Genomic DNA, 26,429 nt, shown 5'->3' with positions numbered 1-26,429 from the left:
CTCCTCGCAGAACACATCCGTACCCCCATCATGTCTCGCCTCGCGCAGCTTGCGATGTCGGCACGATCGGCATACGGGAGCGCACAGGTGCGTTCGGTGGCCCACGGCCGGAGCGCAGGCGCAATGCGCGCGGTGGATCTACGGTGGTCGAAGTGGCGCCGATGACCCGAACCGCCTCAGCCGAGGAGGCCGCGATGGAGGAACACTTCGTCTGGGTGACAACCCGCCGCATCAAGCCGGGCACCCTGGAGGACTTCGAGAATGCGTGGCGGCCGGCCACCCACCCGGAGGGCATGCGCCGCGCCTATGCGTACTGGTCCGAGGACGGACAGGAGATCACCGGGGTGTCGTTCTGGGACTCCAAGGAGGCGTGCGACGCCTGGCGGACCTCCGAGCCCGAGACACAGCGGCGGGCCGGCATGGCCCCGTACGTCGTGGAGGAGCGCGAGGGCTTCTACCGCGGCCGCGAACTCGCCATCCCCACCGGTAGCCCTGGGTGAGTCACCGCCCCTGTCCGCGGTGACCGGTACTCCGGCATGAGCGGCTCAGCAGCGGGAATCCAGTAGCTATGGAAGGCGCGCCCGTCATCGTGGAGCCGCCGAGCCCCGACGGTGGCCGGCGGGTCACGATCCGTGGTGAGTTCGTAGGCACTGCGTACCACCTGCTGGACTTGGTCGAGTATCTGCGCCGACGCGGCCTGCCCGAGACCGATACGACGCTCGACGACCCCGACCTGATCGAGTGGCGCGGCGGCGGGCCGGAGGCCTGGCCGGGGGGCGAGTGACCCGCGTCCGCGGCTACGACATCGCGGGGCCAGGGCCGTGTCGGGGGTCCCCTCGATCGTGACCGAGCGGATTGCTCGTGGGTGCGGGCGGCCCCGTGACCTCCACGTGAGCCGGACGCACCAGCCGGTCACCGAGCCGGTAGCCGGGGCGGAGGATCTTCGTGCAGATCAGCTGGTCGGTGTCCGGGGAGACGTGATGGGTCAAGGCGTCGTGGCACGCCGGATCGAAAGGGTCGCCCTCCTCCCCGAACCCCTCGAGTCCCAGGGAACCCAACTGGGTCCGGAGAGTGTCCACGATGTCCTTCAGGCCCGGCGTCATGGGCTCGTGTGCGCAGGTGCGGTCGACGGAGTCCAGCACGGGCAGCAGGGCACGCAGGACGTTGGCCACGGCGATCTCGCGCACGGCCAAGCGGTCCCGGTGCACCCGCTTGCGGTAGTTGTCGTACTCGGCCTTCACCCGCTGCAGGTCGGCCGTGCGTTCCTCCAGCAGACGCTGCAGCCGGGCGGGGTCCGTGCCGTGCAGCCGGCCCTCGTCCATCGTCAGCCCGCCTCCGGCTTGTCGTCGTCGACGATCTCGGCGTCCACCACGTCCTGGTCCCCGGCGGAGGCGGCGGCCGTGCCCGAGTCGGAGGGCGCCTGGCTCTCCGTGCGGGACCTCTCGTACAGCGCCGTACCGATCTTCTGTGCCGCCTCGGCCGCACGCTCCATGGCCTGCCGGATTGCCGCTGTGTCCTCGCCCTTCAGCTTCTCCTTCAGCTCCGTGAGCGCGCTCTCCGTCTCGCTCCTGGCGTCCGCCGGGATCTTGTCGGGGTTGTCCCTGATGAGCTTCTCGGTGGAGTAGACGAGCTGTTCGGCCTGGTTACGGGTCTCAGCGGCCTCGCGCCGACTGCGGTCCTCCTCGGCGTGCTGCTCGGCCTCGCGGACCATGCGGTCGATGTCGTCCTTGGGCAGCGCGGAGCCTCCGGTCACGGTCATCTTCTGTTCCCTGCCGGTGCCGAGGTCCTTGGCGGAGACGTGCATGATCCCGTTGGCGTCGATGTCGAAGGCGACCTCGATCTGCGGCACTCCGCGCGGCGCGGGCGCGATGCCGGTCAGCTCGAACATGCCGAGCTTCTTGTTGTACGAGGCGATCTCCCGCTCGCCCTGGTAGACCTGCACGGTCACCGAGGGCTGGTTGTCCTCGGCGGTGGTGAAGATCTCCGAACGGCGGGTCGGGATCGTGGTGTTGCGCTCGATGAGTTTGGTCATGATGCCGCCCTTGGTCTCGATGCCCAGGGACAGCGGGGTGACATCGAGCAGCAGGACGTCCTTGACCTCGCCCTTGAGGACACCGGCCTGGAGCGAGGCGCCGACGGCGACGACCTCGTCGGGGTTGACACCCTTGTGCGGGTCCTTGCCGGTCAGTTCCCGCACCAGATCCGTCACCGCCGGCATGCGGGTCGAACCGCCCACCAGAATCACGTGGTTGATGTCGGACAGCTTGATCCGGGCGTCCTTGACCGCGTTGTGGAACGGGCCCTTGCAGCGGTCGAGCAGGTCGCTCGTCAGCTGCTGGAACTGGGCGCGCGTGACCTTCTCGTCCAGGTGCAGCGGGCCCTCGGCGGAGGCGGTGATGTAGGGGAGGTTGATGTTCGTCTCGGTTGCGCTGGACAGCTCGATCTTGGCCTTCTCGGCGGCCTCGCGCAGCCGTTGCACGGCCATCTTGTCCTTGGCCAGGTCGATGCCGTAGTTGTTCTTGAAGGTCTGGACCAGGTGGTCGACCAGCCGCTGGTCCCAGTCGTCGCCGCCGAGGTGCGTGTCGCCGTTGGTGGCCTTGACCTCGATGACGCCCTCGCCGATGTCCAGCAGGGACACGTCGAAGGTGCCGCCGCCCAGGTCGAAGACGAGGACCGTCTGGTCGTTCTCCTTGTCCAGGCCGTATGCCAGCGCCGCCGCCGTCGGCTCGTTGATGATCCGCAGCACATTCAGGCCGGCGATCTCCCCGGCCTCCTTGGTCGCCTGCCGCTGGGCGTCGTCGAAGTAGGCCGGGACGGTGACCACGGCGTCGGTGACGTCCTCGCCGAGGTACGCCTCCGCGTCCCGCTTCAGCTTCTGCAGCACCCGTGCGGAGATCTCCTGCGCCGTGTACCGCTTGCCTTCGATGTCGCCGTGCTCGGGGAACCGCCAGCCGTGGTCGCCCATGTGCCGCTTGACGGAGCGCGCGGTGCGCTCGACGTTCGTCACGGCCTGCCGTTTGGCGACCTCACCGACGAGCACATCCCCGCTCTTGGCGAAGGCCACGACCGACGGGGTGGTCCTCGCCCCTTCCGTGTTGGTGATGACGGTGGGCTCGCCGCCTTCGAGGACCGAGACCACCGAGTTCGTCGTACCGAGATCGATACCGACCGGACGCGCCATCTGGACTCACCCTCCTCGTGCCTGCCTGCTTCGGCTTGAGGTGCCTATAGCCCTGAATAAAACTTGAGTCTGACTATGTCAAGTTTGCGCAAGTGGCTGCCGCGGCGGCATCGACTTCACCTCGCCGTCGCGGGCCCGCCCTATCGCTGTCCTGGCAAGATGGCGGCATGGAACGTGTGCTTGGAATCGGTGGACACTTCATGCGGGCCGCCGACCCGGCGGCCCTGAGTGCGTGGTATCGCGATTGCCTGGGCCTGGACGCCGATGAGAACGGCCTGTGGCGTCAGGCAGCCGGGCCGACGGTGTTCGCGACGTTCGAGTCCGAGACCGACTACTTCGGGTCCCGCGCCCAGCAGACCATGCTCAACTTCCGGGTCCGCGACCTGGATGCGATGCTCGCGCAATTGCGCGCCAAGGGAGCGGACGTGGCCAAGGAAACGCAGGACATGGAGGGGGTCGGTCGATTCGGCTGGGTCACCGACCCTGAGGGCAATCGGGTCGAACTGTGGCAGCCCGCGTGACGGTGTCTTCGCGCAGGCGATGACGTGCTGCCGACTCACTTTCATGCCTCCGCGAACTCCCAGACGATGTGGAGGAGTTCGGCCGGGGTCTCGATCTGCGGCATGTGACCGCTGCGGTGGACGAGTGTGAACCGGGCGTCGGGGATGGCTGCCGCGTAGGCGCGCCCGTACTCGGTGTCGACGACCCGGTCGCTCTCGCCCCATGCGACGAGCGTCGGATGCGTGACCTTGGCCAGGCGCTCGCGGAGGGTGGGGTCTTGCATGGCGTGAGGGCCGGAGTAGATCTGCAGGGTGGCGCGGTTGGCGGCCATGGCCGCCCGGGCGGACTCCGGGAGCGTCGTGGGATCGACAGCGAACTTCGCGGGCTCGTGGAAGGCGAGAGTGGACAGCTCGGCCGGGGTGAGGGAGAACGGGTCCGCGACAGGGTGGCCCGGGACCCGGATACCGGCGGCGTTCACGAGGACGACCCCGCTGATCCGGTCGCTGCCGAGCAGGGCCAGTTCCGCGGCGATCCAGCCGCCTATGGAGTTGCCGACGACGGTGACGTCCGAGAGCCCGAGTTCGCCGAGCAGCTGCTCGTAGACCCTGGCGAGGGCGCGGACATCGGTCAGCCACTCCGGCCGCGCGGTCCCGTCGAAGCCCGGGTGAACGGGGGTGACGACCCTGGCCGCTCGCTGCTCGGCGAGCCGGCCGGCGAACGGGCCGACGGTCTGCGGACCGCCGCCGCCGTGCAGCAGGAGGAAGGGGCGGCCGTGACCCAGGTCGTCGACGGTGACCTGGAGGTCGCCGGAGCCGAGGGCGGGGCTATGGATGGTGCTGGTCATCGGGGTCTCCGTATGTGTCGTGGTGGTTCGGGAGGGTGGGCCGGCCGCTAGGCGAAGTCGGTGGCGGGGGCTGTCGCGTACCGGCTCATCACGGCGGCGGTCGATTCGGGAGTCAGTTCCTGCCCGCCGGCGATCATGTCCCGCAGGTCGCGGAAGTACTGCACGTAAAGGTCGGGCGTGAAGGTGTTCAGCAGCACCGCCGGCTCGTCACCGAGGTTGGCGAAGGTGTGCGGGGCGCCGGGCGGAATCATGGCGAGCGTGCCGGCCGGGGCGGCGTGGGTGGTGTCCCCGACGGTGAAGTGCACGGTGCCGGAGACGACGTAGAAGCCCTCGTCGTGCTGGGCGTGCCGGTGCTGCGGCGGGCCCTGGGTGTGCGGGGCGAGAGTGATCTCGCCGATTCCGAGCCGGTGTTCGGTGGTGCTTCCGTCTTCCAGGATGCGCATGCGCGTGGGTCCCAGACGGATCGTCTCGCCGTCGTGCGGACCAACCAGGGAAACCTCTGCCATCACGGCTCCTTCGTGAGAGCTGACTCTCATGAATCTAGAGGGCCTGCCTTCTTCATGCAAGTCAACTCTCATAAAGAGAGCGGACTGCTAATATGGCTGCGGAACGACGAAGGAGGGCCCAAGGATGGCGACGCAGCTCGGCGCCGGCCGCAGCAACCAGAAGAAGCGCACGCGCATGGCGATCGTCGAGGCCGCCCGCGCACTCATCGGCAGGGGCGCCGATGTGACCATGCCCGCCATCGCCCGTACGGCCCTGGTGTCCGAGGCCACCGCCTACCGGTACTTCCCGGATCTCCCGTCCTTGATCAGCGAAGCCCTGGCCGGCACCTGGCCCGCACCGGCCGACGCGCTCCGCCCCGTCGCGGACTCGCCCGACCCCGTCGAACGCGTCGCCTACGCCTGCGAGTTCCTGCTGCGGGGGATACTCGCCCGGCAGGGCGCGGTGCGCGCGATGATCGCCGCGACCATCACCCGTCCCGAGACGGTGAAGATGCGCCCGGGCATCCGCTTCGGCCTCATCGACCACGCGCTCGAACCACTGAAGGACACGCTGCGGGCAACGGACCCGGACGCCTTCGCACAGCTCGAACGGGACCTCGCCGTCGTCGTCAGCGCGGAGGCCCTCTTCTCCCTCACCGACCTGTGCGGCCTCACCCCCGACGAGGCGGTCGCCAGCGCCGTACGCACCGCGACGACCCTGACGGAGGCGGCGGTACGCGCGACCGGCGCGCCTGATCACCGCCGCTGAACAGGAGCACCCCCAACGGCGGCCGCTGCCCGAACGGCCGTCGGAAGCCGGGCTCTTTGCACGGCCGGATGCGTTTCTTGGGCTGACCACGACATGACGGTCCGCTTGCGTACATGTTCTGCCTCTCGGATGTCGGTGCACAGCCCGACGCTCGCACCGACCCGACACAGTCCGAGGAGAAGCCATGTCCCGACGTCCGGCCCACACCGCACGTTCCGTCACGGCGGCTGCGGCCGCGCTGGCCGCGATAGGCGCGCTCACCGCGGTGGCCGCGCCGGCCTCGGCGCACACCCCCGCATCCCCGCACCCGCACCCCGCCGCCCGGCACGTCCTGCTGCTGTCCGTCGACGGCCTGCACCAGTCCGACCTCGCCTGGTACATCGCCCGTCACCCCCACTCGGCGCTCACCCGGCTCACCACGGGCGGCGCGGAGTACATCCACGCGGCGACCACCAACCCCTCCGACTCCTTCCCGGGCATGGTCGGCCAGCTCACGGGCGGCGACCCGGGCACCACAGGCGTCTACTACGACGACACCTACAGCTCCGCCCTCCTGCCGGCCGGCACGCCCAAGTGCACCGGCGCCAAGCCCGGGGCCGAGGTCGACCTCACCGAGGACCTCGACAAGGACAAGGACTCCCTCGACGCGGGCCAGGGCCTGAGCGGCCTGCCCGGCAGCATCCTGCGGATGACCGGCGACCCCACCAGCGTCATCGACCCGTCGAAGCTCCCGGTGGACCCGAAGACCTGCAGACCCCTCTACCCGCACTCCTACCTGCGGGTGAACACCGTCTTCGACGTGGTCCGCACGGCCGGCCTGCGCACCGCGTGGTCCGACAAGCACGCCGCCTACGACATCCTCAACGGCCCCTCCGGCAAGGGCATCCAGGACCTGTTCACGCCCGAGATCAACAGCAAGGCCATCGGCTACGCCGCGGGCGACTGGACGAAGGACAACGCCGCGACCGAGCAGTACGACGGCTACAAGGCGCAAGCCGTCCTCAACGAGATCGACGGGTACGACCACAGCCGTAACCGCAAGGTCGGCACCCCGGCGGTCTACGGCATGAACTTCCAGTCCGTCTCGACCGCCCAGAAGCTGCCCACCTCCGACGGGCTGACGGGCGGTTACCAGGCGAAGGGCGTGCCAGGGCCCCTTGTGGTCAAGAACCTCGACTTCGTCGACCAGCAGGTCGGCGCCTTCCTCGCCGAACTCCGCAAGCAGCACCTCGCCGACAGCACCACGGTCATCCTGTCCGCCAAGCACGGGCAGTCGCCCACCGACCCCAAGGCGCTGACCCGCATCGACGACGGCCCGCTGCTCGACGGCCTCAACGCCGCCTGGAAGACCGCCCACCCGGGCTCCGGCGACCTCGTCGCCCACGCGGTGGACGACGACGCCATGCTCATCTGGCTCACCGACCGCTCCACGGCGGCAACCGACTTCGCCAAGGCCTATCTGCTCGCCCGGTCCGGCACGGGCAACGACATCGACGGCAAGCCCAAGCCCTTCACCGCGAGCGGCCTGAAAACCCTCTACGCGGGTGCGGACGCCGCCCGGTACTTCGGCGCCCGGCCGGGCGACTCCCGCGTGCCCGACCTGGTCGGCGTCACCCAGTACGGCGTCGTCTACACCGGCGGCAAGGGCAAGATCGCCGAGCACGGCGGCGCCCACGCCGACGACCTCGACGTGCCGCTCGTCGTCGCCGGCGCCGCCACCCCGCACGGCGTACGCGTCAACGGGCCGGTGCGCACCACGCAGATCGCCCCGACGATCCTGCGGCTGCTGGGCTTCGACCCGCGGGACCTGGACGCCGTACGCATCGAACACACGCGGACCCTCCCCGTGCGCTGAGCCTCGCCCGTCCTGCCGTTTCGGTGCTGGGTTCAATCCCCTGCATTCGGAACATAAATGGCGATTCCAAGCGAGAGTTATCGATTGCTGCTGGATCGGTAATGCCATGCGCGTTTCCCGCGCAAAACGGGACGCAGGTTGCAGGGTGTGGCTGTGCGGCCGACCGGCCGCTGAGTCGCGCATCCTCGTGAAGGGGGACCTCGTGTCCGTTTCCTCTACCGTCCGTCGTACGACCGCTGTCACCGCCGTGGCCGCCGCCGTGGTGGGCGCCCTGGCCCTCCCGGCCGCGGCCACCGGTCACCAGGCTGGCGGTACGCACCACGGAGTGGTGTTCATCAGCGGTGTACGGCACGCCTGGCAGGGCAGGGCCGCCCACTCCAACGGCTCGTTGAACAAGCAATGGGTGGACGTCACGAACAACACGCGCCGGGCGGTGAACCTGGACAACTGGAAGCTGTCCGACGCGAACGGCCACACCTACACCTTCCATCACGTGCTCCTCGCGGGCCGGGCCACCGTCCGTGTCCACACCGGTGTCGGCCGGGACACCAAGACCGACCTGTACCAGGACCGCCGCACGCGCGTGTGGGACGTCAACGCCGACACCGCGACCCTGCGCGACGCGCGTGGTCGCCTCGTCGACACCTACGCCTGGGGCCGTAGCCACCGCAGTCAGGGCACCGGCCGCCGAGCAGGGGCCGCCCTGCACCACACCGTTGTCCGCCACCAGGCCGCTGTCCGCCACAACTCCTCCGCCCACAACCACCAGGGCGACCACGCCCACGGCCACCTCCACTGACCCGTCGGCCCGCGGCCCGCGCCCAGGCCCCATACGGCTGACACCCCTGTACGGGCCCAGCCCCGGGCGGCCTCCTCGCCGACCGGGGCTGTCCCCTTCCCGAGGGCCGGGTACCGGCCACCGAAGGGCGCCAACCCTCCCGCACCGCGCGCCGAACCTCCTGCTCACACCCGCCTCCCAGACCCTGTGCGGCAGGCGTAACCCCTGGTGATCAGGCGCGGAGACACCCGCGTAATGAGCGGTTCGTACGGTCACGAAGGGTGGGATCAGGTCGAGCACAGAAGAGGGGAGGCGCCCGTGGCCGCGCCGGGCTCCGAGGGTGAGGGCACGACGAAGGTGCGGACGGTCTGCTCGTACTGCGGGGTGGGCTGCGGCCTGGTCCTCGACATCGGCAGGGGACCGGACGGGCGGCGTACCGTCCTGAAGGCGAGCGGGGACAAGGAGCACCCGGCGAACTTCGGGCGGCTGTGCACCAAGGGCGCGACCACCGCCGACATGCTCGCGGCCCCGGGCCGGCTGACCACCGCCCTCGTCCGGCCGGACCGAGGCGAAGAGCCACAGCCCGCGCCCCTGGCCGCCGCCGTCACCGAGACCGCCCGCCGCCTGCGCACGATCATCGACGAGCACGGCCCCGACGCGGTCGCCCTCTACGTCTCCGGGCAGATGAGCCTGGAGGCGCAGTACCTGGCGAACAAGCTGGCCAAGGGCTTCATACGCACCAACCAGATCGAGTCGAACTCCCGGCTGTGCATGGCCAGCGCAGGCACCGGCTACAAACTCTCGCTCGGCGCGGACGGGCCGCCCGGCTCGTACCAGGACTTCGACAGGGCCGACGTCTTCCTCGTCATCGGCTCCAACATGGCCGACTGCCATCCCATCCTCTTCCTGCGGCTGCTGGACCGGGTGAAGACGGCGGGCGCCAAACTGATCGTCGTGGACCCGCGGCGCACCGCCACCGCCGCAAAGGCCGACCTGTTCCTGCAGATCAAACCGGGCACTGACCTCGCGCTGCTGAACGGTCTGCTGCACCTGCTGCACGCGAACGGCCACACCGACCCAGACTTCATCGCCGCGCACACCGAGGGCTGGGAGGCGATGCCCGCCTTCCTCGCCGACTACCCGCCCGCCGCCGTCGCGGAGATCACCGGCATCCCGGAGGACGACATCCGGGAGGCGGCACGGCTGATCGGCGAGGCAGGGGAGTGGACGAGCTGTTGGACCATGGGCCTGAACCAGTCCACGCACGGCACCTGGAACACCAACGCCCTGGTCAACCTCCACCTCGCCACCGGCGCGATCTGCCGCCCCGGCAGCGGGCCCTTCTCCCTCACCGGCCAGCCCAACGCCATGGGCGGCCGGGAGATGGGCTACATGGGGCCCGGCCTTCCCGGACAGCGCTCCGTCCTCGTCGACGCCGACCGTGCCTTCGTGGAGGAGCTGTGGGAGCTGGAGCCGGGCGCCCTGCGCGCCGACGGCGTCGGCAAGGGCACGATCGAGATGTTCCGGAAGATGGCCGACGGCGACATCAAGGCGTGCTGGATCATCTGCACCAACCCGGTCGCCTCCGTCGCGAACCGCAAGACGGTCATCGAGGGCCTGGAAGCCGCCGAGTTGGTCGTCACCCAGGACGTGTTCGCCGAGACGGAGACGAACGCGTACGCCGATGTCGTCCTGCCCGGCGCACTGTGGACCGAGTGCGAGGGCGTGTTGATCAACAGTGAGCGCAACCTCACCCTGGCTCGGCCGGCCGCCGACCCGCCCGGCGAGGCGGCGGCGGACTGGCGGATCATCGCCGCCGTGGCCCGTGAGATGGGGTACGAGCAGGGTTTCGCGTACGACAGCGCCGAGGAGATCTTCGAGGAGATCAAGCGCGCCTGGAACCCGGCGACCGGGTGGGACCTGCGCGGTGTGAGCCACGAGCGGCTGCGGGAGGGGCCCGTGCAATGGCCGGCGGCGAGCGTCGACGGCCCCGACCGCAACCCGATCCGGTACGTCGGCGAGGACGGAACGGTCGGCTCGCCGACCTTCCCGACCGCGACCGGCCGCGCGGTCTTCCACGCCCGCCCGCACATCCCGGCGGCTGAGATGCCCGACGAGGACTACCCGTACGTCCTCAACACCGGCCGCCTCCAGCACCAGTGGCACACGCTGACCAAGACGGCCAAGGTGGCCAAGCTGAACAAGCTCAACCCCGGTCCCTTCGTGGAGGTGCACCCGCAGGACGCGGCCGAGCTGGGACTCGCCGAGGGGGATTCGGTGGAGGTCGCCTCGCGGCGCGGACGCGCCGTGCTTCCCGCCGTCGTCACCGACCGGGTGCGCCCGGGCTGCTGCTTCGCGCCGTTCCACTGGAACGACCTGTTCGGGGAGTATCTGAGCGTCAACGCGGTGACCAGCGACGCCGTCGACCCGCTGTCCTTCCAGCCCGGGTTCAAGGTGTGCGCGGTCTCGCTGACCAAGGCGGCCACCCCGGTGACGGTCCGGCCTCCGGCCCCGGCGGCCGCCGCGGCCACGCCCCCGGCGCCCACCGAGGCCGCGCCGGCGCCCGTCGCGCCTTCCACGGTGTCCGTGCCCAGCCCGTTCGGGCTGGAACCCGCGCTGCCGCCGGTCCTGGCCGAACACGAACGCCGGTACCTGACCGGCTTCCTCGCCGGCATCCCGTCCGGCTACCCGGGCGTCCCCGTGCTGCCTCCGGACGCCCCGTTCAGCCCCGAGCACGCCCTGTGGGTGAACGGCGTACTGGCCGGGATGTACTCCAGGGCCCAGGCGACGCCTTCCCCCGCGTACGACCCCGGCGGCACCCGCCAGTCACGGGCCGACTCCGCTCGCCGCCAGGTCATGATCCTCTGGGCGTCGCAGACCGGAAACGCGGAGGAGTTCGCGACCACGGCGGCGGAGCGGCTCAGCGCGGACGGCCACGCCGCATCCCTCCTGCCCATGGAGGAGGCGGACCCCGCCGCGCTGCCGTCCGAATCCGACCTGCTGCTGATCACGAGCACCTTCGGCGACGGCGACGCCCCGGACAACGGCGTCGGCTTCTGGGACGCCCTCACCTCGCCCGACGCCCCGCACCTGAACGGCAGGCGCTACGCCGTCCTGGCCTTCGGCGACTCCTCCTACGACGACTTCTGCGGCCACGGCCGCCGCCTCGACCGGCGCATGGCGGAGCTCAACGCGGTACGGCTGGCCCCGCGCACCGACTGCGAGCCGGACTACGAGACCACGGCGGGAGCCTGGCTCGACCAGGTGCTCACCGCGTTGAACAGCGCCGAGCAGCCGGTACCCGCCCCCGCCCCCGCAGCCCCGACGGCTCCCCGGCCGTCCCGGCCGGCTCCCGTCACCGCCCGCCTCACCGGAAACCGGCTGCTGAGCCTGCCCGGGGCGGGCAAGGAGGTCCGGCGCTTCACCTTCGACACCAGCGACAGCGACACCCCGCTGGTCTACGAGGCCGGGGACGCCCTGGCGGTACACCCGGTCAACCAGCCGGAACTGGTGACGGAGTGGCTCGCCCTAACCGGCCTGGACGCGGACGCGACCGTTCAGGTCAAGAACGTGGGAGACGTACCTTTCGCCGAGGCCCTGCAGCGCCACCTGGACATCACCCGCATCACCCCGGACCTGCTGCGCTTCGCCGCCGCCCGCACCCGCGACCCGCGCGAGCTGCGCAAGCTCCTGCGGCCGGACAACAAGGGCGAGTTGGCCCAGTGGTCTTGGGGACGCCAGGCCGTCGACGTCGTCGCCGAGTTCGGCATCCGGGCCGGCGCCCAGGAGTGGGCCGATGTACTGGGGCGCCTGCAGCCCCGCCTGTACTCGATATCCTCCAGCCCCCTGACGGACCCCCACCAGGTGTCGCTGACGGTCTCCGTCGTCCGGTACGAGAACCTGGCCGGCCGGCCCCGCCAGGGCGTGTGCTCCCCCTTCCTCGCCGACGCCGCGCCCGGCACCCCGGTGCCGGTCCGCGTCCAGCGGGCGCCGCACTTCCGCCCACCCGCCGACCCCGCCACACCGGCGGTGATGGTGGGTCCCGGCACCGGCATCGCCCCCTTCATCGGCTTCCTGGAGGAACGCCGGGCCCGCGGCCACCGCGCCCCGAACTGGCTGTTCTTCGGCGAACAGCACCGCGCGACCGACTTCTACTACGAGGACGAGCTGACGGAGTTCCTGGCCCAGGGCACGCTCACCCGCCTGGACACCGCCTTCTCCCGCGACCAGCGCGCCAAGGTCTACGTCCAGGACCGGATGCGTGAACACGGCCCACTGCTGTGGTCCTGGCTCCAGAACGGCGCCCACTTCTACGTCTGCGGCGACGCCTCCCGCATGGCCAAGGACGTCGACCAGGCCCTACGGGAGATCGCCATCGTCCACGGCGGCCTGCACGAGACGGAGGCGGCGGTATACGTCAAGCAGCTCGCCACCGACAAGCGCTATGTACGGGACGTGTACTGACCGGGACCGGATCCACGCCGCGAAAGCGGCCGTGCGGGACCCCGATGCGGACCTTGGAGCCGCGGGGGACTAACGTCCCGTTGGAATCCGAGCCGGTTCTTCCGCGTCTAGGCAGAAGAGGACGATCTGCATGGGTGGTCACGCGCTGACCGAACTGTCGGCCGGCCAGCTCCCGGAGCTGACGACAGGGCGTCTGCTGGCCACCTGGCAGCTGGACGTCCCCGCGCTGCTGCTGGTCATCGCCCTGGGTGCGTTCTACGGCTGGGGTGTGGCGCGGCTGCGCCGGCGGGGCGAGGCCTGGCCGCTCGGTCGTGTCGTCGCGTTCGCGCTGCTCGGGCTGGGCGCGCTGGTGGTGGCCACGATGTCCGCGCTGGCCGTCTACGATCACGTGCTGTTCTGGCCGGCCGCCGTGCAGAACATCCTCCTCGACCTCGTCGCACCGCTGGGCCTGGCCCTCGGCGACCCGCTACGGCTCGCGGTCGAGGCGCTCCCGGAGGGCGCCGCCGGTCGGGTGCGCCGGGCCATGACCGGCCGCCTGGTGCGGGTCCTGACGTTTCCCCTGGTCAGTACCGCGCTGGTGCTCGCCACCGAGCTGACGGTGTACTTCACGCCGTACTTCGAGACGGCCCTGCGCGTGGGCTGGCTGCACGAGCTGATGTACCTGCACCTGCTCGCGGCCGGCTGCCTGTTCGTCGTACCGGTGCTGACCCGCGAAGAGGCCCTGCCCACCTGGTGCACCCACCCGGTACGGGCGGCGCTGGTGTTCCTGGACGGCGTCGTCGACGCGGTCCCGGGTGTGGTGGTGATGACGCACAGCACGTTGATCGCGGGCGCCTGGTACCTGCACCACGCGCCGAGCTGGTCCCCGGACGTCCAGCACGATCAGCAGATCGGCGGCGGGGCGATGCTCAGCATCGCCGAGCTGGTCGCGCTGCCCTTCCTGCTGGCGCTCCTGTTCCAGTGGGCACGCGCGGAGCGGGCCCAGACCGTGGCCCTCGACCGCCGCCTTGACGCGGAACTCGCCCCCGTCTCCGCGCCTGCCGCGGATCAGGGCCCGACGCCGTCCGCGGAGCGGGTGCGGCCCTGGTGGGAGACCGAGCAGAACGAGGTGGCCGCGAGGATCCGAAACCAGCACCGGGAGAGGTGACCCGGCGACGGGGGACGCAGCACTCAGCCCATCGCTGCCGCGCGGTAGGGGCGGAAGAACGCGCGTAGTTCCTCGGCGTAGAGTTCGGGCTCCTCGAACGGCGCGAAGTGGCCGCCGCGCGCGGGTTCGGTCACCCGCACGACGTTGGCCATGCGTTCGAGCCATGCGCGAGGCGGGCGGACGACGTCGCCTTGGAAGATCGAGAAACCGGACGGCACCTCGACCCGGCGGGCGTGCTGCGCGGCCGGGATCGCGGCGTTCGCGTGGTACATGCGCATCGACGAGCCGATCGTGCCCGTGAGCCAGTAGAGCGTGACGTTCGTGAGGATCTCGTCCTTGGTGAAGCTCCGCTCGATGTCGCCGCCGCAGTCGCTCCACGCCCGGAGCTTCTCGACGATCCACGCGGCGAGCGCGGCCGGCGAGTCGGTGAGCCCGACGGCGGCGGTCTGGGGCTTCGTGCGGTGCATGGCGGCGTAGGCACCCTCGGCCGCACCCCAGGCCGCGGCGCTCCCGAGCCAGGCGCGCTCCTCGGGCGTGAGATCCGCGGGGTCGCCGGTGAAGACGGGCAGGCCCGCGTCCATGCGGTGGACGGCCACGACCCGGTCGGGGTGGTCGAGGGCGAGGTAGCGACTGACGTGACTGCCGAGGTCCCCGCCCGCCGCGCCGAACCGCGCGTAACCGAGGACGCCCATGAGGTCGGCCCACAGCCTGGCGACCGCGAGGGCGTCGAGCGGCGGGCCGAGGGGACGGTCGGAGTACCCGAAGCCCGGCAGGTCGGGCACGACCACATCGAACGCGTCGGCGGGGTCGGCACCGTGCGCGCCCGGGTCGGTGAGGAGGGGGATGACCTTCGTGTAGCGCCAGAACGAGTCCGGCCAGCCGTGGCTGAGGACCAGCGGGAGGACGGGCCCGGCCGGAGCGGCGGCCCGGACGTGCACGAAGTGGATGCCGAGGCCGCCGAGCGGGACGCGGAAGTGGGGGAGCCGGGCGAGCGCGGCCTCCTGCGCCGGCCAGTCGAACTCCTCCGCCCAGTAGGCGACGAGTTCGCGGAGGTAGTCGAGGTCGGTCCCGAGCGACCACCCGGCGTCCTCGGGCGCGTCCGGCCAGCGCGTCGCACGCAGTCGTGTCCGGAGGTCCTCGAGCGTCGCGGGGGCGGTCCGCGGGGTGAACGGTTCGGGGCGGGGCGTCGCGTCCGGCATGGGAGGCACGCTACAGGCAGCAGCTCGCCTGCGGCGGGGTGGCGAGGACGGCCCGGGCCTGGCGCCCGGCGTGGAGGTGGCGCCGGCTGTGCGGCACCATGACGTGATCCGGTCGAGCCCGACGACGTACCGGCTCATCACCACGACTCCGGCGATCAGGTGGGGTCGGCCTCGGTGAGACACCGATCTTCACGATGGACCGTTGTACCTCGCTCGCCTCGGACCGCTCGTTCTCGAACTTCTCCGCCTGCGCGTTCAGGGGCCGCCGGGGATGGTCAGGTCTGCCGGGCGTGCATCGGGTTGTGCGCGACCTCGTCCGGGCACTTCCGGTGCCGCGGCCGCATCCGCCTGTCCCGCTGCCAGTCGAATGCCGCGAGAGCCAGCGACGCCGCCATGCCGACGAGGGCCGCGGCCAGCGCGGTGACGAGGGCGCCGCGGTAGTCGTGGTTCCGGCCGAGTACCAGGTAGAAGAGGCCGGGCAGAGCGGCGGTCCCCACCGCGGCACCGAGCCGCTGTCCGGTCTGCAGGGCGCCGCCCGCCGCGCCCGCCATGCGCACGGGTACGTCCCGCAGGGTCATGGTGATGTTGGGGGAGACCACGAAGCCGCCGCCGATGCCGCCCAGGAACAGGACCGGGGCGGCGATCCACGGAGCGATGTCGAGCGGCGCGAAGCGGAGCAGCAGCGCGGTTCCGCCCAGGCCGGCGATCACACCCGTCAGGCCGCACACGGTGAGCAGCCGGCCGTATCTGTCCACCAGCCGGCCGGCGACCACGGCGGCGCACGCCGAACCGAGGGCGAACGGGGTTACGGCCAGACCGGACCGGAGCGGGGAGAAACCGAGGCCGTGCTGGTAGAAGAGGGCGAAAACCAGCCAGACGCCGCTGAAGCCGATGAAGTACAAGGTGCCCACGCCGGCGCCGATGGCGTAGCCGCGTACGGAGGTGAACAGGCGCGGGTCGAGCAGCGGCTGCGCGCCCCGGTCGACCAAACGGTGCTGGCGCCGCGTGAAGACGGCGAGGACGGCGGCGCCGACGAGGAACAGCCACCAGACGTCGCCGATGCCGCCGGAGTCCGCCTGGACCAGCGGATACATCAGCGCGAGCACGCCGAGGCCGAGGAGCAGCACGCCGGGCAGGTCCACGTGGCCCCGCCCGGAGCGCCGGGTGCGGGGCAGCAGGCGGCGGCCGAGCAGGACGGCGACGATGCCGATGGGGACGTTGACGTAGAAGATCCACCGCCAGCCCATCTCGCCGGAGACGAGGGCGAGGATCGCGCCGCCGGTGATGGGTCCGACGGCGGAGGAGATGCCGACGGTGGTGCCGAAGTAGCCGAAGGCACGGCCGCGTTCGGCGCCGCGGAACATCTGCTGGATGAGCGCGGAGTTCTGGGGAGCCATGAAACCGGCCGCCAGGCCCTGGGCGAGGCGCGCCACCACCAGCAGGGTGATGTCGGGGGCCGCTCCGCATGCCGCGCTGAAGACCACGAAGCCGCTGAGCGCCAGCAGGAAGATGCGGCGCCGGTCCAGGGCGTCGCCGAGGCGTCCGGCGGTGACGAGGGCGAGCGCGAAGCTGAGCGCGTATCCGGAGACCACCCACTGGACCTGAGCGGGGGAGGCGTGCAGGTCGCGTTGGATGGTCGGCAGGGCGACCGCCACGATCGTCACGTCCAGCAGGCTCATGAATCCGGCCACCAGAGTGACCCACAGGGCCCGCCACCGGTGCGGATCGGGTTCGTACCCGTCCTCCCGCAGGCCCGGCTGCGGACCGCCTGCCGCTGACGCTGTCACATGCGCTCCTCTCCGGATCACCAGGACCGCACCTGAGTGAAACAGGTTCCCGCGCCGCGGCATGAGCACACACCACACACCACGGACATCAACCGGCGCCCCTCGGGAGGAGTCCCGCGCCGGCCTGACTTAGGCCACGACGTCCGCGACGATGACCGTGGTGACGATCCTTTCGACCTCCCCGGCCGCCGGAGGTGCGCCATCGCGTCCGGCGAACAGCAGGTGGGCGGCCCCGATGAGGGTGGGTGCGAGTGTGTCGATGTCGGCGTCGGCCGTGAGCCGGCCCAGGTCGCGCTCCGCGTCGAGGTAGGAGTGGATCAGGCCGGTGGCCTGCCTCAGCACGGGTACGCCGCCGCCCGTGGCCTCGCGGAGTCTGGTGCGTACGGCGTCGCGGGAGACGACCAGGCCGACCATGCTCAGGGTGATCGAATCGAACAGGTCGGTCAGCGCGCGGGTCAGGGCGCCCACGACGGTGCCGGTGCCCGCGGACTCGCGTAGCGCGGTGGCCTGTGCCTCGATCCGGCCGATGCGGGCCAGCACGAACTGGGTGAGGAAGTCGTCGAAGTCCGTGAAGTGCCGGTGCAGCAGGCCCTTGGCGACGCCCGCCTCGGTGGTGACCGCCCGGCTGGTCAGCGCGTTGGCCCCGTCCCGGAGCAGGACGCGCTCGGCGGCGGCGAACAGTTGCTCACGAGCGTCGCGCAGAGCGATCCCGGTCGGCACCGCGCTCCTTCCCTTTCATGATTCCGGCTCACCCGGTTGTCGAGTGGGCATACGCCCACTTAGAGTGGGCGCATGCCCACTTTACCTCCCCCGCATCCTGGCCGCCTCGCCGGGAACGAGACACATACGCAACGGCGAGTAGCGCAGTCCTACGGCATGGACGCCGAGCGGTACGACCGAACCCGGCCCCGCTACCCCGACGCCATGGTGGAGCGCATCGTCGCCACCAGCCCCGGCCGTCACGTCCTCGACGCGGGCGCCGGCACCGGCATCGCCGGACTGGCGTTCCAGGCCGCCGGTTGCACGGTGCTCGGGGTCGAGCCCGACGCCCGTATGGCCGGTTTCGCCCGCCACAAAGGACTTGACGTCGAGGTCGCCACCTTCGAGGACTGGGATCCGGCCGGCCGGACCTTCGACATACTGATCGCCGGGACGGCCTGGCACTGGATCGACCCGGTGGCGGGCGCGGTCAAGGCAGCCCACACGGTGCGGCCCGACGGCCGACTGGCACTCTTCTGGAACGCGTTCCGGCCCGCCCCCGAGGTGGCCGAGGCGTTCGGTGCCGTCTACGCCCGGGTGCTCCCCGACTCGCCCGTCTACCAGCGCGGGATGGCCGGCCCGCAGAGCTACTCGGTCGTGATCGCCCCGGCCTCCGACGGGCTGCGGCAGTCAGGTGCGTTCACCGAGCCCGAGGAGTGGCACTTCGACTGGGACCGCCACTACACCCGCGACGCATGGCTGGACCAGGTGCCGACCTTCGGCGGCCACGGCCAACTCCCGCCGGACGAACTGGAGGCGGTCCTCACCGGCATCGGCGACGCGATCGACGCGATGGGCGGCGCCTTTACGATGCACTACACCACGCTGGTGCTCACCAGTGTCCGCGTCTCCTGAGGCTACTCGGGCGTGGCGAGCGCCGGCTTCCGTCAGGCCTCGCGGTCCAGGACGCGGCGGGCAGCCTCGGCCTCCGCGGCCGGCGGGGACAGCTCGTCCAGGGTGTCGAGCTCGGTGTCCGCTTCCAGTTCCCGTTCCCAGGCGGCCGCCAGCCGTTCCTGCTCCTCGCGCGGTTTGGCGCCGACGGCCTCCCGGTGATCCGGGTCCAGGGCCGCCAGGAATCGATCGATCGAATCCTTCGGCATGCCGTGCTCCTTGTCGCAGGGAAAGGTGAGTGCCGCCCCTGGCCCAGCATGGCCAAACGGACCCGCACCGACCGCACGACACCGCCCGAGAACACCCTGATGGCCCCGCCGCTCACCCCGGATTGGCGTGGTGTGGTGGCGCGTGGGTGTGGTGGGCGACGGTCACGCGCCCCTCGGGCTTTCGGGGCGCCGCGGGCGCAGTGACTCCAGTGCCATCCGGGTCAGCTCCGCCTCGACGGTGTCGTGGTCCTGGACGACGGCCGCGCGGAAGGAGCGGCCGGCCAGGAGTGAGACGAGCCACCAGGCGGCGGTGTGCGGGTCGATGTCGTCGCGGACGTCACCGGCGGCCTGGCCCCGACGGAGCAGGCCGGCCAGCGTGTCGGCCAGGTGCTCGTGGACCTGGCGGAGGGCCTGGCCGAGGTCGGGGTCGTGGGCCAGGGCGGTGGCGTCGGCGACGCCTCATGCAAGGCAGGTCGCGCGCGGGCACCCCCGGTGTGACGATCGCGGCCCCGCGCGCCTACGAGCTCTTCGGTGCCCTGTGCTTCGCCGGCCGCCGTGGCCGCGCGTTCGCCCGCCTGGCGGAGCTCAGCGGCGCCGCACCGGGCGACCGTGTCCTGGACGTGGGATGCGGTACGGGCTGTCTGACCCGGCGGATGGCGGCCCGTGTCGGCCCGGACGGTGCGGTGACCGGCGTGGATCCCTCACCGCCGGTCCTCGACTACGCCCGTAGCGGGAAGCGGCGCCCCGACAGCGCCCCCTGCACCTACCGTGAGGGCATTGCCGAGTCCCTCGACCTGCCGGACGCCTCCTTCGACACGGTCGCTGCCGGAGGAGCTGCGGCCGGCGGCCCTGGGGGAGATGTACCGCGTCCTGCGGCCCGGCGGGCGGCTGCTGGTCGTGGAGTTCCGGCCGCCGAGGACACGCATCGGCCGCCGTCTGGTGCACGGCGGGGTGGGTCATGCCATGGCGCATAACCGGGTGGATCTGCTGGACGGGCTCGTCACGGACGCGGGCTTCGAGCTGAGCGGGCGTGGCGATGTGCGACCGTGGCTGGTTTACGTCCAGGGGAGGCGGACGCGGTAGGGCAGGGGGTGATCCGCCGCTCCTGGCGGGTGGGCGATGTCGAGGAGAGCGACGGGCGGGATGCCGTACGGCGGCGGTCTCCCGGCCGGCGTGCCTGGGTCAAACAGGTTCGATCGGGAACGCGTGCGGTGCGGTGGGCATACCGCCCCACCACACCGGGGTGCCACGCACCTCGGTGATCACGCTGAAGAGGTGTGCAGTTTTTGGCCCCCGCTGGTCCGCCACCCCGGGACTGGCGGACCGGCGCCTGCGAGGCGCCCTCGCGGGGTAACCGGAACCTACGCTTCCATCGGCCGTGACGGAAGACCTACACAGGTGTGGTCCAGGTCATACTGACCCGCTCGGGTCCTAGGCCCCAGGGAGTCCGACGCCCCCAAGATCAGCCGATGAGGGAGCGGAACTGCTCGATCGTACGGCGCCGCATGGTGAGGAAGGCGAGCCAGGAGCCGTCGGCGTAGTGCACACGGAACCGGGCCATCAGCTGCGTCCGGGGTCGGCGTTCGACCCGCGTCACCCAGGCCCGCGGCACCTCCCACACCGGTGTGCCGTCCAGCGGCTGGACCAGTCCGACGCGCTGGTCGGTCACGCGCAGGAGGAGCGCGCCGGACGTACGCGGCATGCCCGCCGCGATGCTGCCGGCTCCGCCGGACTGGGCGCCGACGCTGTTGACCAGGTCGTTCGCGATCGCCCCGCTGACGCCGAAGCCGACGCCCTTGGCGCTCCTCGCGGGGACGACGCTGCCGTACCCCAAGAGCTGCTCACCAGGGGCCAGTTGACTGAGGGCGGAACGCTCGCGGAGGGCAGACATGCTCATGATCATAGGTGACCGAGGTGCAGCATGCGGCACCGGCCATCACGCCACACTCGGCCCGGCGTTCGCCCTCCGGCAGCCCCGCGTGCGGCGGGACGGCCGGAGGGCGCAAGCCGGTGGCGAGGAGAGCGAAGAAGCTAGATTCAAGGATTGGTGAGAAGGAAGCCCCTTCATGGCCTCGCCATGGCCAACGCTAACAGTCAGGCGGGGATCAGGTCGCGCAGATTTTCGGGGGTGACGATCCGTGAGTCCGGGTGCAGCCCGTCGGGCCGTTCCAGGCCGATGTAGGTGACGGGTCCCGCCGGGACTGCCGTCCCCTTCCCGTCCCACACAGTGATGGTCGTCGCGCCGCGGGTCATCAGGTCGGTGAGATACCGGACCGTGAGCTGTTCGCGTTCGATGATGCCGCGCAGCAGCGTCGCGACCGTCACCCGGTTGCCCTCGACCCGGTTCGACGCCGGATTCCCCTTCAGGTACAGGTGCAGCCACTTGGCGCGCCACCGGCCGTCGGCCCCGCGCAGGAACGCCAGCGGCAGCGCGACCCGCCCCGGACCGCGCAGCTCCGACTTCATGCGCACCGTGCGCGGCTCGAACGGGCGGCCCTGCTGCTCGGTCTCGCGCAGCATGAACCCGAAGAACGACTCTTCGACCTCCTCGAAGCCCTCTCCTGAGAAGATGTTGACCTGGGGGACGATGTAGCTGCCCCGCACGGCGCCCAGCCGCAGGTTGATGAACTCCGAGGCCCCGTCGGGCGCGTCCGTGATGTCGCCGGAGTGCTCGCCCTCGGCCTCACGCAGATTGGTGTACGACAGCCAGGAGGCGGTCGCGTAGCGGCCGTTCAGCAGCAGCGCCGACAGGTCGAAGTCGGTGGTGCGCTCGGTCTGCTTCCAGTAGACGAAGAAGCGCAGCAGCTCCCCGTCGACGGGGGACACCGAGCCGCGCGGCAGCACACCGAGCCCGCAGCCGCTCGCCCTGCCGCTCAACGGCAGCGCCACGTCCAGGACGTCCGGGTCGATCAGCAGATGGTCCGCGGCGGGCAGCCGACGGCGCAGCTCCGCGTCGAGCACGGCGATCAGCCGCTTGCGCTCAGGGGCGGGCACCGGCGCGCGGGTGTCCTCGGTGACCCAGGCCCGGCCGAGGCGGTTGACGAACACCCGCCGCTCACCGGTCTCCTGCGCACGGTTGTGCAGGTGCTCGCGCACCGACAGCAGGACCCGACCGGAGGCCTCGGAGACGACCTGTTCGGCGGCGGCCACGACGGCCTCGCGCTCGTCCTGCGTGCAGGTGGCGCGCAGCAACCGGTCCAGGGAGCGCAACAGCCTGCCCGGCGCGGCCTTCAGCAGTTCGGCCGCGCCGGTGGTGTCGCCCACGCCGAGCAGCTCCTCCACCCGACCGTCCAGGGAGCGCGCCTCCTTCTCGCCGCGGGCGACGGCGAACACGTCGGCCGCGTACGGCCACTGCGGGTACTCGTGAGGGTGCAGCCGCTCGCCGAGCCGCTTCCACATCTCCCGGTGCGCGTGCACATCGGCGAGCTTGGCCGGCGCCGCGGCGACGACCGCGTCGAGGCCCGCGAGCAGCGCCCGGCGGGCCGCACGGGGAAGTGCCCGCAGCCGCGTGGGCTCCTGGAGGGTCACGTCACCGCCCGACAGCGCGCAGGCAAGGCGGAGTACGTCGGTCACGGTGTCGAGCAGGAGACCCGCACCGGCCATCAGCCGGGCCTGGTTGACCACGGCCCGGTTCTCCCGCACCGGGATCTCCTGCGGCTGCGGCCCGTCCGCGCAGTGGCCGGCGAGGTCCCGCAGATCCCGCAGACCGTCCTCGCCCAGCGGTGTGGGGCTGCCCGCCAACGCGACGTACAGCGAGGTGAGTTCGGCTTCGAATGGGCCGCCCAGGTGCAGGACCGTCATACGGTCCCCCGCGGCGGCGATCAGCTCGTCGTGCCGGGCGAGCATCTCGGCGTACGTGTGCCGGTAGTTGCCGTACGACGGAAGGGTGAGCAGGTTCACCACACCGGTGCTGAGCTGCTCGAGCACGCTCGCGCGCGTCCTGTCGTCGGCGAGCGCCCCGGTGATGCACCGCATCCAGAAGTCGAAGGTGTCGGGCACGTTGGCCGGGAAGTCGACGAAGTACACGTTGTGGCGGACGTGGTCGCCGACCATCTCACGGACGGTGGCCAGCGTCGCCACGGCGGTGTCGACCACCACATCCTCGGTCAGCCGCGACAGGTGCTCCAGCAGCTCCGCCGAGAGCTTGAAGCCCACGGACATCAACGCGGCGTCGAACTGCCGTGCCGCGACGGCGCCTTCCCCGGCGGGTCCCGCGGGGGAGGGCAGGCGGTGGGTATGCCGGATGATCAGGGGCTGGAGACGGTGGACCATGCGGGCATGGTCCCAATGCGGAGCGAGCGGGCGCACCCGGTTTTCGCCGACGACGTGTGCGCGGTGGCCGGCGGCGGGCCCCACCTGGGCAACTGCCGGAGCTCGTGGGGCCGTTCACGAGACCGTGAGCGGCGGGTGGCAGCTCTATGCTGCTCGGTGATCAAGCCGGTCGAACTGGTGGTATTCGACTGCGACGGGGTGCTCGTCGACAGCGAGCGCATCGCTGTCCACGTCCAGGTGGCGCTCGGCGCCGAACTGGGCTGGCCGCTCACCGAAGACGAGGTGGTGGCCCGGTTCATCGGGCGTTCGCACGCCGCCATCCCCTCCCAGCGGATGGGTGTCGCTCCGGCCGCCTGTGACGTGGGTGAGGACAGCCGCCCTGGAGTCCAGGCCGCTCGCGCCGCCGGCATGCGCGCCCTCGGCTACGCAGGCGGGCTCACGCCGGTGCGCGCGATGTGACGCAGGACCAGGCGGTCGAGGCGGGTCGGGGTGCGACCCGCCTCGACCGCGCGCCGCTCGGCGGCCCGCACAAGCCGGTACGTCAGCGGCCCAGAAGCAGCCCCGTCCCCGACACGTTCGCGCGGATGCCGTCCTTGCCCACCGTCACGCGCTGCAGGTGCAGGCTGCCCCCGGGCGGTTTCGGCAGCTGGACGGCGAAGGAGAAGTGGTCGGCGATCTGCGGGCGGGTGAGCTTGGTCAGCGCGGTGAGCAGGGACAGGTCCAGGCCGAGTTGCTTGAGGAGCCTGGGGTGGGCCAGTGCCGTGTCCAGGAGGTTGATGCTGGTGAGGTCGTGCAGGAAGCGCGGCGCGCCGGTGAGTTGATGGAGTCTGTCCTCGTCGTGGAGCGCGGCGCGCACCGCGCTGTCGGGGACGCCCAGGCGATGGACGATCTCCGGGACGGTCAGCAAGCTCCTGATCTTCTCCGCCTCCCGGGTGAGACGCTGAGCTGAGGCGCGGGTCAGGTGGAGGCCCTCGGTGGGCCCGGTACCGGGCCGGTACGTCGCGAGGTCGTCGATGTCGAGCCGTATGCCGTCCACGGAGGTGGCGATGCCGCGGTCCCCGACTCGGCGGATGTGGGCGGCGGCCTGCACGTCCAGGTCGCGGCCGGCGATGTGCAGGGCGCCGCGGGCCTGGACACGGCCGGGTCCCTGGGCCGTGAACGCCACCTGCGAGGCACCGAGTTCGCGGTTCATGTCGGCGAAGGACAGCAGGACCTGACCGCGCACGTGCCGGACGAGCGCGCCGCGGACCGTGGTGGGCCCGTCGCCGTCGATGCGTATGTCGCTGGCGGTGGCCGTGACCTGGGTGAGGGTGACCCGCTGGGCCGGGATGTCGGGGACGGTGACCGAGACCGAGTCCAGGCGCTGGGAAGCCAGCTGTGTGAGGAAGGGAAAGCCCCCGATGTGAACCTCGGGGGCGGCGGCGAGATGCAGTTTGTGCTTGAGCTCTTCGGAGGTCTTGTGCTCGGCGTAGAGCAGCGCCCAGCGGTCGGCGAGGGTGACGAGGCAGGCGAGGGTGAGCACCCACGCGAGGAGGCGCACCAGGGTGGGCAGGCCGGTGGCGCGGTTGCGACGGCGGCTGCCACGCCGGTGATTGGGCGGTTCCCAGGGCTCCTCGGCGTCCTCGTCCTGCCGGGTCGCCCGGCTGTCCTCGACGAGGAACTCGTCCAGCGGATGGTCCGCCAACGAGGCCAGTTCGTCGTACGGGTTACGGCCGCGTGGAACCTCCTCGGGGGCAGGCCCGTCCGAGTGGGCAGTGTGATGCGTCTGTATGTGGGGGGTACGCATCAGCAGATTTCATCACATAGTCACACCACGTCTGCAAGTCCTACCTGAAGTAAGAGGCGAATTCAGTCACTTCGCGACTTGCACCACGCATCAGCAGGTCACCGGTGTTCGGCGCGCCACGATGGTGGCTTGGCAACCGCTTGCCGCGGATTGGGTCGAAGGCTCAGCATGTCGGTTCCCACCCGTTGAGCCGACGACGAGTGGTTGCCGGTGTCCCGTGTCTCCGGAAAGGGCTGGATGTGCCAGAGCCGTTTGATGCCGTGACCCCCGCTGCCGCCGGCGGGTCCGGGTTCTCACCGGAGACGGTCCTACCGCCGACGGTGGGCGTGGAGGAGGAGTTCGTCCTGGCCGACCGGCACAGCAGGTCGGCCGTCTACAGGTCTCTTTCCGTGGTGTGTGCCGCCCGTGCTCACCTCGGCGGGCCCCATGCCGCACCCGAGCTGTCGCAGTCCCAGGTGGAGACCGTCAGCGCGGTGTGCCGTACCGCCGTCGAACTGGAGGCGGAAATCGCACGATTACGCACCGGCGCGGCCGCCGCAGCAGCCGAGCACGACTGCCTGCTGGTGCCCAGCGGAACGGCCGTCCTCGGCCGTTCCGGCCCACCGCCCCTCCTCGACCAGGCACGTTACCGCGCCCTTGCCGACCGCTTCGGGCCCGTGGTCCACGGGCAAGGCGTGAACGCCTGCCACGTGCACGTCGGCGTGGCCGACAGGGAGGAGGCCGTACAGGCGGTCAACCACCTACGCGGCTGGATGCCCTTGCTGCTGGCCCTCACGGCCAACTCCCCGTACAGCGACGGAGCGGACAGCGGATACGCGAGCTGGCGCACCATGGTCTGGAGCCGGTGGCCCTCGGCAGGACCTCCTCCCTACCTGCGCAGCGCGGCCCACCACGCATGGGTGGTCGACCGGCTCGTGGCCACCGGGGCGGCCCTGGATCCGGCCATGGTCTACTGGCACGTCCGGCCCTCGGCGCACCTTCCCACCCTCGAGATACGCATCGCGGACGTGCTGCCCGACGCCGCGACGGCCACCGCGTACGCGCTGCTGGTCCGCGCCCTCGTCGGGTACGCCGTGGAGGTGGTGCGGGCCGGCGAATGCGCGCCCGACGTCCCCGACCTGCTGCTCAGGGCGGCGTGCTGGCAGGCCGCCCGGCACGGGCCGACCGGCACCCAGCCGGGCACCCACACCCGCGACTGCGCCCCCATGGCCGTCGGCCGGCTGCTCGAGGAACTGTGGAAACGGATCGAGCCACACCTCAGCCGGTACGGCGACGACCAGCGCGTCGGTGACTGGCTCAGCGCGGTCCAGCGCGAAGGGACCGGCTCCGCGCGCCAGAGGCGGGTCGCGGAGCAGAAGGACGGTGATCTGCGAGCCGTGGTGGACGACCTCGCCGTCGAGCTTCCGTGAAGGAGCTCCGCCGTGTTTTTGCCGGGTCGGAGGATTCGTTGACGTCCATGGGCGCCTGGCGGGTTTACGGTGGTTCCGAGGGCCGCTTCTGCT

23 protein-coding genes and 2 pseudogenes are annotated in these 26,429 nt (G+C 71.2%); 13 read left to right on the top strand and 12 right to left on the bottom strand.

Annotated elements, in window-relative coordinates:
- The first annotated feature begins 161 nt into the window (after positions 1 to 161).
- Positions 162 to 500: an antibiotic biosynthesis monooxygenase gene (locus tag ACWC0C_RS09795; RefSeq protein WP_449201876.1), complete on the top strand. Its 339-nt coding sequence runs from the start codon at positions 162 to 164 to the stop codon at positions 498 to 500.
- A 68-nt stretch (positions 501 to 568) separates the two neighbouring features.
- Entirely contained in the window at positions 569 to 784 is a 216-nt protein-coding gene (locus ACWC0C_RS09790; RefSeq protein WP_449201875.1) for a hypothetical protein, read from the top strand.
- 13 nt (positions 785 to 797) lie between these two features.
- Here the strand turns inward: ACWC0C_RS09790 and grpE are convergent, their stop codons facing one another.
- Positions 798 to 1,322 (bottom strand): nucleotide exchange factor GrpE, encoded by a 525-nt coding sequence (gene grpE, locus ACWC0C_RS09785; protein ID WP_450862948.1) that lies wholly within the window; start codon positions 1,320 to 1,322, stop codon positions 798 to 800.
- Between the two features lie 2 nt (positions 1,323 to 1,324).
- Entirely contained in the window at positions 1,325 to 3,181 is a 1,857-nt protein-coding gene (gene dnaK / locus ACWC0C_RS09780; protein WP_450862946.1) for a molecular chaperone DnaK, read from the bottom strand.
- A gap of 167 nt (positions 3,182 to 3,348) precedes the next feature.
- Between dnaK and ACWC0C_RS09775 the strand changes: the two genes are divergently transcribed.
- A complete protein-coding gene (locus ACWC0C_RS09775; protein WP_449201872.1) occupies positions 3,349 to 3,702 on the top strand; it encodes a VOC family protein in 354 nt (117 codons plus the stop codon).
- A 41-nt stretch (positions 3,703 to 3,743) separates the two neighbouring features.
- Here the strand turns inward: ACWC0C_RS09775 and ACWC0C_RS09770 are convergent, their stop codons facing one another.
- Both ACWC0C_RS09770 and ACWC0C_RS09765 read right to left on the bottom strand, forming a co-directional pair.
- Positions 3,744 to 4,526 carry an alpha/beta fold hydrolase gene (locus ACWC0C_RS09770; protein WP_450862943.1) on the bottom strand — a complete coding sequence of 261 codons (783 nt, stop codon included), beginning with the start codon at positions 4,524 to 4,526 and terminating at the stop codon, positions 3,744 to 3,746.
- 47 nt (positions 4,527 to 4,573) lie between these two features.
- Entirely contained in the window at positions 4,574 to 5,032 is a 459-nt protein-coding gene (locus ACWC0C_RS09765; protein ID WP_449196470.1) for a cupin domain-containing protein, read from the bottom strand.
- Positions 5,033 to 5,156: 124 nt separating this feature from the next.
- Between ACWC0C_RS09765 and ACWC0C_RS09760 the strand changes: the two genes are divergently transcribed.
- The 5 genes from ACWC0C_RS09760 to ACWC0C_RS09740 all read left to right on the top strand — a co-directional run bounded on the left by ACWC0C_RS09760 (position 5,157) and on the right by ACWC0C_RS09740 (position 14,024).
- Complete coding sequence (locus ACWC0C_RS09760) at positions 5,157 to 5,780, top strand: TetR/AcrR family transcriptional regulator (protein WP_450862942.1); 624 nt, start codon at positions 5,157 to 5,159, stop codon at positions 5,778 to 5,780.
- 184 nt (positions 5,781 to 5,964) lie between these two features.
- Positions 5,965 to 7,635 carry an alkaline phosphatase family protein gene (locus ACWC0C_RS09755; protein WP_450862941.1) on the top strand — a complete coding sequence of 557 codons (1,671 nt, stop codon included), beginning with the start codon at positions 5,965 to 5,967 and terminating at the stop codon, positions 7,633 to 7,635.
- A 202-nt stretch (positions 7,636 to 7,837) separates the two neighbouring features.
- Positions 7,838 to 8,434 carry a lamin tail domain-containing protein gene (locus ACWC0C_RS09750; protein WP_450862940.1) on the top strand — a complete coding sequence of 199 codons (597 nt, stop codon included), beginning with the start codon at positions 7,838 to 7,840 and terminating at the stop codon, positions 8,432 to 8,434.
- Positions 8,435 to 8,731: 297 nt separating this feature from the next.
- Positions 8,732 to 12,877 carry a molybdopterin-dependent oxidoreductase gene (locus tag ACWC0C_RS09745; protein ID WP_450862939.1) on the top strand — a complete coding sequence of 1,382 codons (4,146 nt, stop codon included), beginning with the start codon at positions 8,732 to 8,734 and terminating at the stop codon, positions 12,875 to 12,877.
- A 130-nt stretch (positions 12,878 to 13,007) separates the two neighbouring features.
- Positions 13,008 to 14,024, top strand: coding sequence for a cytochrome c oxidase assembly protein (locus ACWC0C_RS09740; RefSeq protein ID WP_450862938.1), 1,017 nt, complete (start codon positions 13,008 to 13,010; stop codon positions 14,022 to 14,024).
- A gap of 23 nt (positions 14,025 to 14,047) precedes the next feature.
- Here ACWC0C_RS09740 and ACWC0C_RS09735 read toward each other — a convergent pair whose 3' ends face one another.
- The 3 genes from ACWC0C_RS09735 to ACWC0C_RS09725 all read right to left on the bottom strand — a co-directional run bounded on the left by ACWC0C_RS09735 (position 14,048) and on the right by ACWC0C_RS09725 (position 17,730).
- On the bottom strand, positions 14,048 to 15,223 hold the full coding sequence (locus tag ACWC0C_RS09735) for an epoxide hydrolase family protein (protein WP_450862936.1): 1,176 nt from the start codon (positions 15,221 to 15,223) through the stop codon (positions 14,048 to 14,050).
- A gap of 275 nt (positions 15,224 to 15,498) precedes the next feature.
- Entirely contained in the window at positions 15,499 to 17,010 is a 1,512-nt protein-coding gene (locus tag ACWC0C_RS09730; RefSeq protein ID WP_450862934.1) for an MFS transporter, read from the bottom strand.
- A 129-nt stretch (positions 17,011 to 17,139) separates the two neighbouring features.
- On the bottom strand, positions 17,140 to 17,730 hold the full coding sequence (locus ACWC0C_RS09725) for a TetR/AcrR family transcriptional regulator (RefSeq protein WP_450862932.1): 591 nt from the start codon (positions 17,728 to 17,730) through the stop codon (positions 17,140 to 17,142).
- A 72-nt stretch (positions 17,731 to 17,802) separates the two neighbouring features.
- On the opposite strand from ACWC0C_RS09725, the gene ACWC0C_RS09720 reads away from it, so the two are divergent.
- Positions 17,803 to 18,624: a class I SAM-dependent methyltransferase gene (locus ACWC0C_RS09720; RefSeq protein WP_450862930.1), complete on the top strand. Its 822-nt coding sequence runs from the start codon at positions 17,803 to 17,805 to the stop codon at positions 18,622 to 18,624.
- Positions 18,625 to 18,656: 32 nt separating this feature from the next.
- Here the strand turns inward: ACWC0C_RS09720 and ACWC0C_RS09715 are convergent, their stop codons facing one another.
- Positions 18,657 to 18,869 (bottom strand): hypothetical protein, encoded by a 213-nt coding sequence (locus ACWC0C_RS09715; RefSeq protein WP_449196480.1) that lies wholly within the window; start codon positions 18,867 to 18,869, stop codon positions 18,657 to 18,659.
- A gap of 162 nt (positions 18,870 to 19,031) precedes the next feature.
- Entirely contained in the window at positions 19,032 to 19,307 is a 276-nt protein-coding gene (locus ACWC0C_RS09710; RefSeq protein ID WP_450863183.1) for an SbtR family transcriptional regulator, read from the bottom strand.
- A gap of 23 nt (positions 19,308 to 19,330) precedes the next feature.
- Here ACWC0C_RS09710 and ACWC0C_RS09705 point away from each other — a divergent pair.
- A pseudogene (locus ACWC0C_RS09705) lies at positions 19,331 to 19,642 on the top strand (methyltransferase domain-containing protein); the annotation flags it as partial.
- Positions 19,643 to 19,646: 4 nt separating this feature from the next.
- On the top strand, positions 19,647 to 19,952 hold the full coding sequence (locus ACWC0C_RS09700) for a hypothetical protein (RefSeq protein ID WP_450863202.1): 306 nt from the start codon (positions 19,647 to 19,649) through the stop codon (positions 19,950 to 19,952).
- Positions 19,953 to 20,331: 379 nt separating this feature from the next.
- On the opposite strand, the gene ACWC0C_RS09695 is transcribed toward ACWC0C_RS09700, so the two are convergent.
- Together ACWC0C_RS09695 and ACWC0C_RS09690 are read right to left on the bottom strand one after the other, a co-directional pair.
- A complete protein-coding gene (locus ACWC0C_RS09695; protein WP_449196481.1) occupies positions 20,332 to 20,760 on the bottom strand; it encodes a hypothetical protein in 429 nt (142 codons plus the stop codon).
- A 203-nt stretch (positions 20,761 to 20,963) separates the two neighbouring features.
- Positions 20,964 to 23,141: a hypothetical protein gene (locus tag ACWC0C_RS09690; protein WP_450862928.1), complete on the bottom strand. Its 2,178-nt coding sequence runs from the start codon at positions 23,139 to 23,141 to the stop codon at positions 20,964 to 20,966.
- Positions 23,142 to 23,297: 156 nt separating this feature from the next.
- On the opposite strand from ACWC0C_RS09690, the pseudogene ACWC0C_RS09685 reads away from it, so the two are divergent.
- Positions 23,298 to 23,585 (top strand): annotated as a pseudogene (locus ACWC0C_RS09685) (HAD family hydrolase); the annotation flags it as partial.
- 97 nt (positions 23,586 to 23,682) lie between these two features.
- Here the strand turns inward: ACWC0C_RS09685 and ACWC0C_RS09680 are convergent.
- Entirely contained in the window at positions 23,683 to 24,927 is a 1,245-nt protein-coding gene (locus ACWC0C_RS09680) for an LmeA family phospholipid-binding protein (protein WP_450862926.1), read from the bottom strand.
- A gap of 260 nt (positions 24,928 to 25,187) precedes the next feature.
- Between ACWC0C_RS09680 and ACWC0C_RS09675 the strand changes: the two genes are divergently transcribed.
- Entirely contained in the window at positions 25,188 to 26,336 is a 1,149-nt protein-coding gene (locus ACWC0C_RS09675; protein ID WP_449196484.1) for a carboxylate-amine ligase, read from the top strand.
- The last annotated feature ends 93 nt before the right edge of the window (positions 26,337 to 26,429 follow it).

Source organism: Streptomyces sp. NPDC001709 (assembly GCF_053596375.1).
The sequence above is the reverse complement of the archived record's forward strand: the minus strand, read 5'-3'. Positions and strand labels throughout refer to the sequence as shown.

Excerpts from the sequence above, each read along its gene's own strand:
- ACWC0C_RS09695 (WP_449196481.1), bottom strand. The coding sequence starts at position 20,760 with ATGTCTGCCCTCCGCGAGCGTTCCGCCCTCAGTCAACTGGCCCCTGGT.
- ACWC0C_RS09790 (WP_449201875.1), top strand. The coding sequence starts at position 569 with ATGGAAGGCGCGCCCGTCATCGTGGAGCCGCCGAGCCCCGACGGTGGC.
- ACWC0C_RS09690 (WP_450862928.1), bottom strand. The coding sequence starts at position 23,141 with ATGGTCCACCGTCTCCAGCCCCTGATCATCCGGCATACCCACCGCCTG.
- ACWC0C_RS09770 (WP_450862943.1), bottom strand. The coding sequence starts at position 4,526 with ATGACCAGCACCATCCATAGCCCCGCCCTCGGCTCCGGCGACCTCCAG.
- ACWC0C_RS09720 (WP_450862930.1), top strand. The coding sequence starts at position 17,803 with ATGCCCACTTTACCTCCCCCGCATCCTGGCCGCCTCGCCGGGAACGAG.
- ACWC0C_RS09740 (WP_450862938.1), top strand. The coding sequence starts at position 13,008 with ATGGGTGGTCACGCGCTGACCGAACTGTCGGCCGGCCAGCTCCCGGAG.
- ACWC0C_RS09680 (WP_450862926.1), bottom strand. The coding sequence starts at position 24,927 with ATGCGTACCCCCCACATACAGACGCATCACACTGCCCACTCGGACGGG.
- ACWC0C_RS09755 (WP_450862941.1), top strand. The coding sequence starts at position 5,965 with ATGTCCCGACGTCCGGCCCACACCGCACGTTCCGTCACGGCGGCTGCG.
- dnaK (WP_450862946.1), bottom strand. The coding sequence starts at position 3,181 with ATGGCGCGTCCGGTCGGTATCGATCTCGGTACGACGAACTCGGTGGTC.
- ACWC0C_RS09735 (WP_450862936.1), bottom strand. The coding sequence starts at position 15,223 with ATGCCGGACGCGACGCCCCGCCCCGAACCGTTCACCCCGCGGACCGCC.
- grpE (WP_450862948.1), bottom strand. The coding sequence starts at position 1,322 with ATGGACGAGGGCCGGCTGCACGGCACGGACCCCGCCCGGCTGCAGCGT.
- ACWC0C_RS09765 (WP_449196470.1), bottom strand. The coding sequence starts at position 5,032 with ATGGCAGAGGTTTCCCTGGTTGGTCCGCACGACGGCGAGACGATCCGT.
- ACWC0C_RS09775 (WP_449201872.1), top strand. The coding sequence starts at position 3,349 with ATGGAACGTGTGCTTGGAATCGGTGGACACTTCATGCGGGCCGCCGAC.
- ACWC0C_RS09795 (WP_449201876.1), top strand. The coding sequence starts at position 162 with ATGACCCGAACCGCCTCAGCCGAGGAGGCCGCGATGGAGGAACACTTC.
- ACWC0C_RS09760 (WP_450862942.1), top strand. The coding sequence starts at position 5,157 with ATGGCGACGCAGCTCGGCGCCGGCCGCAGCAACCAGAAGAAGCGCACG.
- ACWC0C_RS09715 (WP_449196480.1), bottom strand. The coding sequence starts at position 18,869 with ATGCCGAAGGATTCGATCGATCGATTCCTGGCGGCCCTGGACCCGGAT.